Annotated in this window: 9 protein-coding genes; 4 read left to right on the plus strand and 5 right to left on the minus strand. The window is 69.9% G+C overall.

The window, feature by feature from the left end; all coding sequences use genetic code 11:
- The first annotated feature begins 397 nt into the window (after positions 1-397).
- Entirely contained in the window at positions 398-1,333 is a 936-nt protein-coding gene (gene sigJ / locus ACWCSD_RS41495) for an RNA polymerase sigma factor SigJ (RefSeq protein ID WP_397157217.1), read from the plus strand.
- Between the two features lie 228 nt (positions 1,334-1,561).
- Here sigJ and ACWCSD_RS41500 read toward each other — a convergent pair whose 3' ends face one another.
- Together ACWCSD_RS41500 and ACWCSD_RS41505 are read right to left on the minus strand one after the other, a co-directional pair.
- Complete coding sequence (locus ACWCSD_RS41500) at positions 1,562-2,509, minus strand: hypothetical protein (RefSeq protein WP_449923168.1); 948 nt, start codon at positions 2,507-2,509, stop codon at positions 1,562-1,564.
- The gene (locus ACWCSD_RS41505; RefSeq protein ID WP_449923171.1) at positions 2,506-2,889 is read right to left on the minus strand and encodes a PadR family transcriptional regulator; all 384 of its coding nucleotides are present in this window, start codon (positions 2,887-2,889) and stop codon (positions 2,506-2,508) included. Before ACWCSD_RS41505 ends, ACWCSD_RS41500 begins: the two co-directional genes overlap by 4 nt.
- A 296-nt stretch (positions 2,890-3,185) precedes the next feature.
- Here ACWCSD_RS41505 and ACWCSD_RS41510 point away from each other — a divergent pair, with 296 nt between their 5' ends.
- The 3 genes from ACWCSD_RS41510 (at position 3,186) to ACWCSD_RS41520 (ending at position 6,788) form a co-directional block, all read left to right on the plus strand.
- A complete protein-coding gene (locus tag ACWCSD_RS41510) occupies positions 3,186-4,535 on the plus strand; it encodes an alpha/beta hydrolase (protein WP_397157222.1) in 1,350 nt (449 codons plus the stop codon).
- Between the two features lie 86 nt (positions 4,536-4,621).
- Positions 4,622-5,386 (plus strand): alpha/beta fold hydrolase, encoded by a 765-nt coding sequence (locus ACWCSD_RS41515; protein ID WP_397157223.1) that lies wholly within the window; start codon positions 4,622-4,624, stop codon positions 5,384-5,386.
- 487 nt (positions 5,387-5,873) lie between these two features.
- The gene (locus tag ACWCSD_RS41520; RefSeq protein ID WP_397157224.1) at positions 5,874-6,788 is read left to right on the plus strand and encodes a hypothetical protein; all 915 of its coding nucleotides are present in this window, start codon (positions 5,874-5,876) and stop codon (positions 6,786-6,788) included.
- 10 nt (positions 6,789-6,798) lie between these two features.
- Here ACWCSD_RS41520 and ACWCSD_RS41525 read toward each other — a convergent pair whose 3' ends face one another.
- From ACWCSD_RS41525 to ACWCSD_RS41535, 3 genes are all read right to left on the minus strand, one after another.
- Positions 6,799-7,659, minus strand: coding sequence for a LysR family transcriptional regulator (locus tag ACWCSD_RS41525; RefSeq protein WP_397157226.1), 861 nt, complete (start codon positions 7,657-7,659; stop codon positions 6,799-6,801).
- Positions 7,660-7,704: 45 nt separating this feature from the next.
- Positions 7,705-7,983: a hypothetical protein gene (locus ACWCSD_RS41530; protein ID WP_449923176.1), complete on the minus strand. Its 279-nt coding sequence runs from the start codon at positions 7,981-7,983 to the stop codon at positions 7,705-7,707.
- A 51-nt stretch (positions 7,984-8,034) separates the two neighbouring features.
- On the minus strand, positions 8,035-8,450 hold a 416-nt coding region (locus ACWCSD_RS41535; RefSeq protein WP_449923179.1), incomplete at its 5' end, for an SDR family NAD(P)-dependent oxidoreductase.

Consider the following 8,450-nt stretch of genomic DNA (forward strand, 5'->3'; position numbering starts at 1 on the left):
GCCTGGGCCCAGGCGTCGGCCGGCAGTGGATCGGTGCCCAGGTGCCGGCGCACCACCGGCTCGTCCGGGTGGGCGGCGGTCCATTCGGCTTCCACGATGTCGGCGAGTTCGGCGCTCGCCGAGGTGCCGGGAAGGATGCTGGCGTCAAGCCGGAACAGACTCAAAGTGGCTCCCCTGGGGTGGGGCCGCGACGACGCGGCGTGGTCGAACGAGGACGGACGTGCTGGCCTGCATGCGGCGGCGGGGCTTGGTGCGCCCTTCCGTGGCGGCCAGGACGTCCGCGTGCAGTTCGACAACGCAGCCCCCGGAAACGTCAGGTGACGGCATCGGCCTCACATTCCGGCACGCTGTCTTGTCGAGCAGGAAGAAGGCAGACACGACCGAGGGAGCCGTCACGATGACCAGCCAGAACAGGCCGGATGCCGTTGGTTCAGGAGGAGGGTGGCTCGATCCGGGCCTGGACGTGGTCATCAGCGAGCGGCGTCACCTGATCAACCTCGCCTACCGGCTGCTGGGCTCGCTGGCCGAGGCCGAGGACGCCGTGCAGGAGACCTACACCCGCTGGTACGCCATGTCCCGGCGGCAGCAGGAGGCCATCGAGTCGCCCGGCGCCTGGCTGACGACGGTCGCCAGCCGCATCTGCCTGAACCTGCTCGGCTCGGCACGGGTCCGGCGGGAGACCTACGTGGGCGAATGGCTCCCCGAGCCGCTGCCCGAACCTGCGGACGGCGGTACGGTCTCCGATCCGGCCGACCGGGTCACCCTGGACGAATCGGTCAACCTGGCCTTCCTGGTCGTCCTCGAATCGATGACGCCGGCCGAACGCGTCTCGTTCGTCCTGCACGACGTCTTCCGCTACTCCTTCGCCGAAGTCGCCGAGATCGTCGGCCGCACCCCGGCGGCATGCCGCCAGCTGGCCTCCTCGGCCCGCCGCCGCATCCGCGCCGCCCAGCCCGCCGCGGCCCCGGCGACCCGGCAGGCCGGCATCGTCCGGGACTTCAAGCGGGCGTGGGAGGCCAAGGACATCAACGCCCTGATCGGCCTGCTCGACCCCGACGCCGTGGCGATCGGCGACGGCGGCGGCCTCGCCGTCACCTTCCTGGACCCCATCGAAGGCGGCGAACAGATCGCGCACGCCTGGATCGAGATCGCCCACCGCCGGCCCGGCAACATGACGTACCTGGAACGCACCGTCAACGGGCGGCCCGGGGTGGTGGCCGAGCAGGACGGCGTCATCGTGACGGTGTTCGCGTTCGAGGTCGCAGGCGACAGGATCAAGCGCATCTGGGTCGTGCGCAACCCCGAGAAACTCCGTCACTGGACGACGGGCTGAGACGTGCCTGCCTGGCGCCTTCGGCGGATGACGTGGGCGATGGAGGGCGAGATCGCAGGCGGGGCGGTCGCCGTGCGCGCCGATGACGGTGTCGCCGACCTCCGCCACCCGGTCGCTGCGCAGGGTCCTGCCTCCCTGTCTGCCTGCCGGCCGCCTCGTGCCTTCCCGAGGACGCCGCAGCGTGGCCGCCACCGTGTGAGGCTCGGCGTGCAGGCCCGTCCGGCGACCTCACGTACCGCTTGTCAGGCGCTTCGCTGGTCCGGAGGCGGGAGCGCCGGTTCTGGCCAGCCACGCCGTGACGGCCAGCAGGGCCACCGTGGTCGCAGCCACCGCTGGAAGGTTCGCCGGATCCCCCACCCAACGCAGCCAGTTGAGGGTGACGGTCATGAGCGGCAACACGATGAACACCGCCCGCCGCCCGACAGGCGAGCGCACCGCCATTACCGCCGCCACCGCGAGCACCAGAAGGAGGAGGTAGCCCCCCTCAGGCGAGGGGGGAAGCTGACTGCTCGCCGCCGCGCCGACGAGCGAGACGGCGGCCCATCCGGCCAGCCGCCGGGCTCCCAACGGAGCAGGACCGGATGAGGGAGCGAACGTCAGCATCACTGCGACCAGGCAGGCGGGCAGGACGAACCGCACCACGCTGCCGAATCCCGACCCCACGAGAAGCACGCCGTCCCACGCCACATAGACGGGCGAGAGGCCGAGATCGGGCGGACTGGCGACGAGCCCGGCGTACAGTACCGCCCACCCCCATGCCACGGCGGCCGCGACCCTTCGCGAGTTCCGCCATGCCAGAAAAACGATCAACCCGTACGGCAGGGCGATCATCAGTGGCCTCAAGGTCAGCATCGGACCCGCCACTCCGGACCGAAGCGACATCTCTACGAGAGCACCGGCTTGACCGACTTCGAGGACGAGCAGCCAGATCGGTGCCAGAAGCGCCGCAACGTTGAAGGCGGCACGCCAGTGCCCGCGGGAGACGGGCCCCACGGCACGCCACAACCGGATGGCGAAGGCTCCTCGCAGCAGGTCGAAGGTCTCGCGGACGGTCGGTCGGTCTCGGCCGGGTGCGGCTGTCGCGAGGAGGACCGCGACCATTTCCTCCTCGTGCAGCGCGCGGTGCTCCTTCGGGTACCACGCCAGTAACCGCCGGTAACGGTCCTCCAGATTCACGATGCACTCCCGAGGAACTCGCGGCCAGGCGTCGCCACGTTGATGTTGTACGCCGAGCGGAGTCTGGCGCGCAGGCGAGAGGAGGCGGTGTCGGCGTTGCGACGCAGGTGCTCCGCTTCGGCGGCCAGCCGGGCTTCGCCCGCGGAGGTGAGACGGTAGTAACGCCGCGCGCGGCCGTCGACGACCTCCTCGCGGTCGGTCTCGACCAGCCCTTCCCCCTGGAGACGGTCGAGCGCGGCGTACAGCGTGCCGGCTTGTAGCCGTACCCGTTCGCCTGAGATCTGCACGACGTCCGTGATGATGCCGTAGCCGTGCTGGGGCCCGGCCGCGAGCGCCGTGAGGATCAGGAACGTCGGCTCCTGCATAGGTCTTCGACTCATGTGATCTATATATAAAGATAAGTTGAGCGACTTGCAAACTCGTACGTACCGCCCTGGCTGGATCGCGCCGAGAAGAGACCCGTTCACGGCGACCCCGAGTTTCTGTGCGGACTTCACGGGCCGAACGCGATGAACTGTCGTCCGTTCGGCCGATGCGGCAGGCCGAAAGGCCGATGACGGAGGCTGGCGAGCGGGAGACGATCTAGATCATGAAATGGACCCCCCTCGTCACGGGCTTGGCGCTGATCGCGACAGCGGTCCCGGCGGCCCCGGCCGCTGCGACCCCATCAGCGAACGTGACCAGTACAGACGCGATCGACTGGCGAGCCTGCGGGAAGGAACCCGGAGCCGAGTGCGGCGCCCTCGCCGTGCCGGTGGACTGGGCGACGCCGGACGGGCCGCGGGTCTCGCTGAACATGACGCGACGCAAGGCCACCGGAGAACGGATCGGGACGCTGTTCTACAACCCGGGCGGACCAGGGACGGGTGCGGCCGACCTGGTGCGGGACTGGGCGCCGTACTTCTTCTCCGACGAGCTGCGCGAGCGGTTCGACATCGTCGGGATCGATCCGCGCGGGGTCGGCGGCAGCGAGCAGATCCCATGCGGGAAGGCGGTGCACGATCCGGCCGTCACGCAGTTCCCCGAGACGCGGCGGGAGTATGACCGGCTCGTCGCGCACAACCGGGCCGTGGGCGAGAGTTGCGGGCCGTTGATCCGGCACATGGACACCGGGAGCGTGGCACGGGACTTCGACGCGGTGCGGGCCGCGCTGGGCGAGGAGCAGATCAGCTACCTGGGACGCTCCTACGGGAGCATGCTCGGCACCGAGTACGCGCGGCGGTTCCCCGGCCGGGTACGGGCGATGGCGCTGGACGGGATCGTCGATCACGGGATGAGCTCGCGCCGGATGGTGCGCGATGCCGCGGCGGCGGTGGAGGACGGGTTCGACAGGTTCGCCGGGTGGTGCGAGCGGACCCAGGAATGTGAGCTGCACGGCCGGTCCGTACCGCAGGTGTGGGACGCTCTGGTGCGCAAGGCGGAGGAGACGCCGATCCCCGTGACCGGCGGGCGTCCGCTGACGGCGGACGAACTGCGCTACGTCGCGTACGCGATGCTCACCATGGCCCCCGACTTCAACGGCGGTCTGGCCCGGGGCATCGTCCAGGCGGAGCAGGGCGATGCGGTGCTCTTCGGGCAGATGCGGGCCGAGGCGCTGGACAACCCTGCGACGACCTCGGCCTACCGGGCGGTCCTCTGCCAGGACATCGACCCTGACATCAACGGATTCCCGCAGCTCAGGACGCGGGCTCGGGACGTCACGCGGAGGGCCCCGCACATGCGCGGGACGTCGGAGTTCTGGGACATGACGACCGGATGCCTGGGATGGCCCGTCGCGCCGTCCAATCCGCAGCGGCCGGTGCACATCACCCAGGCGCCGCCCGTTCTGCTGGTCGGGAACACGCATGATCCCGCGACGCCGCTCGCCTGGGCCAAGAGCCTGGCCAGGGGCATCAAGGGGGCGCAGGTGCTGACCTATGACGGCGACGGGCACACCTCATACCTGCGTAACGCCTGCGCGACCGGGAGCATCGACCGTTACCTGATCTCCGGGACGCTTCCCGTGCCCGGCACGGTCTGCCGCTGAACCGTGTGCGACGTGCGGTGAGTTTCCGGCCGCCGTGTCGTACCAGTCTCGTAGACCCGTACGCGACGAAGGGAACGAGCGGCACGATGGCCGACTACATCGAAGTGAACGGCGTGCGCACCTGGTACGACGAGCGCGGCGCCGGAGACCCGCTGGTCCTCCTGCACGGGGGCCTGACCGACAGCCGGGACTTCACCGGCAACCTCGACGCGCTGGCCGAACGGTTCCGGCTGCTGCTCCCTGAGCGCCGGGGCCACGGTCACACGCCCGACGTGCCGGGGCCGTTCTCGATGGAGGCGTTCGCGGACGACACCGCAGCGTTCATCGACGAGACGGCCGGCGGTCCCGTGCGGCTGGCCGGATACAGCGCCGGGGCGATGGTGGCGCTGTGGACCGCCGTGCGCCACCCGCACCTCGTCGAACGGCTCGTCCTGATCAGCGGCTGCTTCCACCCGGACGGGATGATCCTGCGACCGAGCACCGACGCGCCGCCTCCGCCGCCACTGGTCTCCGCCTACGCCGAGGTGTCGCCGGACGGGGCCGGCCACTTCCCCGTCGTGATCGCCAAGGCGGCCCGGTCGGTCACCGAGGACCGGCCGCTGACCCCGGACGACCTGGCCGCCGTCACCTGCCCCGTGCTGGTCATGACCGCCGACGACGACATCGTCACCCTGGAGCACACCCTGCAGATGTACCGGACGTTGCCCGCGGCCCAGCTGGCCGTCGTCCCGCAGACCTCGCACCTGCTGCTGCACGAGAGGCCCGAGCTGTGCGTCCGGCTGGTCGGCGACTTCCTGACCGGCACCCCGGCTCCCACCTGGATGCCGATCCGCCGCGCCGCGGGCTGGTAAAGGGACGAAATTCGGTTCGATCTGGATTGCGACATCTGCACCCCGCCAGAAAGGCGCTCAGACCCTGGCAAACGTCGGCGGATTCACCGAGCGGCCGGATGCTCTGTGCGGCACCCGAGACCGTTCCGGCTCCCGTACGGGACGGCGATCATGCCCGGTACGTGGGTATGCAGGCCCATCTGGCCTGGCACCGCTTACGGCGTTTCTGGCGCCTCGCCCCACGATGCCCTCAGCGGGCCGCCACCACCGCCTGTCGGTGTACTCCTGTGAGCGCTCCACCTGGTACGCATCATGCGCACCACGTCGGGCGACGTTGGTGTCCGCCGATGACCGCGACCTGGTGTGGGTTGCGCGGCAGTGGGCCATATCGAGAACTGTCCCGGTGATCCCAAAACAGTCTTGGACGAGCGGTTGCTGAAATCGTTTTCTGAAAGGGCTGGAGCCGCACCTCCCCTCGTCACCCCGCTCCGGCACCGGAAGGAGAACCATGAGGTCGTTGCGCATGCTGGCCGCCGTCACCGTGACGCTGGCCCTGACGACGAGTCCGGCGACGGCTCAGTCGCCGCCGCCCGGCCGGGACAAGCCGGTCACCATCGTCTCTGATCAGGCGGGCGAAACCTTCACCGAGTCCGTCAGCGCGGCGGATGCCATCGGAGTCCGGACCATCACCTGGACCTCGAACACCGGCGCGAGGCTCAGGCTTCAGGGAGTGCTGCCCGGCAGCACCGTCCGGGTCGTCCACGCGGCGTCTCAGGTCCCCGGCGTGAACCCTTCCGCCCAGCTCGCCGGCGGCCGAGCGGTCGGACTGTCCATCACCGGGCCGAACCTCAGCAAGTCCGAACTGCTGAAATACGCCGGGTCCGTCCCCGATCCGGCGACCAGCGGGGCCGCCGCCGCCCTGAGCACCCCGGTGGACCGGAACCCGGACTGGTGGCTGGTCGCCGACTACTGGTTCGGCAACGCCCACATCTACGGCTGGTACGGCTACTGGCTGGTCAACAGCGACGGAGCCGGGAACTGGGGAGTCCTCGGCCAGATCTGGCACAGCGCCAGCGACCAGGCGAAGGGCACGGAGATCAAGCAGACCTGGCAGTGGACCTGGGTCCCGCCCGGCAACTTGATCGTCGACCAGGACCCCAAGTGGACGCAGTTCTTCGAGCCCTGCCGGCAGCAGCCCATCTCCGTCAGCTTCCTCGGCTTCTCGATCGGAGGCAGCATCTACAACTGCCGGGGCCAGGTCGACCCCTGGGCTTGGGCCAACAGCACCGACAGCGGCGTCGGGGTGAGCTGGAAGGGCAAGAGCGGCTACACGACCATCGGCGGCGCGGTCGACTTCGCCATCTACAGCCCCTCGACCGCGGCCTGGAATGTCTCGGGCTGGATCAGGCTGATCGATGACTGACCGCTAGTTGTCAGGAGCAGTCCTGGGCCCAGGCGAGGCTCGCGGCGATGTAGCCGGTCACCAGGGGCGAGTGATCGGTGCTTCGCCTGGCCAGGACGAGGTGGGTCGAGGGATGATCGGCCAGCGGGACGTAGCGCACGCCGGGGACGGGATTCGTCCGCGTCGTCCGCTCGGGAACGAAGATCGCGGCCTGCTGCCACAGGACCGCGTGCAGTCCCTCGCCGAGTGATCGCACCACCGGACCGTCGCCCGGAATCTGCCAGAACTTCACCCAGGTGGGGTCCGCCTCGCTGGGCAGCCGGACGGTCCGGTGGCCGTACAGCTCGGCGCGAGCGATCGAGAGCCGGTCGGCCAGCGGGTCGTCGATGGGCAGCGCCACGTATATCGGCTCCGCCCGGACCGCGTGAAGCGCCAGCCCGGTCTCGTCGAACGGCGTGAACGTGATCGCCACATCGACCTCGCCGCGCCCCAGACCGATCGTGGGATCGGCCACGTTGCCCTGGCGAAGCTGGACCCGCGAGGCCGGATAGCGCTGGGTGAAGCTCCGGGCAGCCTCGGCCGACAAGGCCGACTCGGCCGGGCTCAGCACGCCGACCCGCAGTACCGGCTCACCGTTCGCCTGCCGTACTCGCTCGACCGCGCCCGCGGCGGCGGCGAGCAGTCCCCGGGCCTCCCTGAGCAGCACCTCGCCGGCCATGGTGAGGATCATCCCGCGCGCGGTGCGGACGAACAGCGCGCATCCCAGCTCCGTCTCCAGTTCGCGGATGCGCTGACTCAGCGGCGGCTGGGAGATGAGCAGGCGGCGGGCGGCGCGTCCTACGCTGCCCTCTTCCGCGACGACCACAAAATACTGCAATCGGCGTAAGTCCACACGCGCGACGGTATATCGAATTCTTGACTATGGATCTACCAGGGGTCATGAACTTGAGCAGCGGCTCGGCCTCGTCGAGCCACTGGGAGCGGCATACAGCACGACCTCCGCTCCGGCGAGCTCCCCGGCCACCCGGTCCACCTCGGCGTCGTCGGCGGCGTCGGTGATTCCCCTGGACACCGTGACGCCGGTGGGCGGCAGCTCACCGGTGATCTTCCGGAGCCCGGCCACACTCCGCGAGGCCCGGTACAGCGCTTTCCCCTGCACCAGCGCCGACACGTTGTCACCGACGCCGACCACCGCGACCCGCACTCGTTCGACCATGAACGCCAGGCTACGGCCGCCCGCCCGCCTGACGGCGCTCGGCGGAGGCGGTCACCAGGGCACCACGCCGTCGTCGTCGAAGAACCCTCCGGTCGGGCCGTCCGCGTCCAGGGTGGCCAGTCGGACCACGATCGCGGCGCCGTCGTCGGCCGTGCGGGTGACGGGGAGGCCGAGGTGCCGGGTGAAGTCGGTCGCGCAGGGACCAGGGGTGCAGGCGTTGACGAGGATGCCTCGTTCCCGAAGGTCCTTGGCGTACTGCACGGTCAAGGAGTTGAGCGCCGTCTTCGAGGGCGGGTACGCCGCGTGCCCCGCCAGCCGGGACATGTAGTGATCCGGATCGGTCATGCGGGCGAGCGACCCGACACCGCTGGACACGTTGACGATGCGGGCCGCCGCCGACCGCGACAGCAGCGGCAGCATGGCGTTGGTCACCGCGATCACACCGAAGAAGTTGGTCTCGAACACCC

The organism is Nonomuraea sp. NPDC001684 (assembly GCF_053596515.1).

Coding starts and splice junctions, on each gene's coding strand:
- ACWCSD_RS41515 (WP_397157223.1), top strand. CDS start 4,622: ATGGCCGACTACATCGAAGTGAACGGCGTGCGCACCTGGTACGACGAG.
- ACWCSD_RS41505 (WP_449923171.1), bottom strand. CDS start 2,889: ATGAGTCGAAGACCTATGCAGGAGCCGACGTTCCTGATCCTCACGGCG.
- sigJ (WP_397157217.1), top strand. CDS start 398: ATGACCAGCCAGAACAGGCCGGATGCCGTTGGTTCAGGAGGAGGGTGG.
- ACWCSD_RS41530 (WP_449923176.1), bottom strand. CDS start 7,983: ATGGTCGAACGAGTGCGGGTCGCGGTGGTCGGCGTCGGTGACAACGTG.
- ACWCSD_RS41520 (WP_397157224.1), top strand. CDS start 5,874: ATGAGGTCGTTGCGCATGCTGGCCGCCGTCACCGTGACGCTGGCCCTG.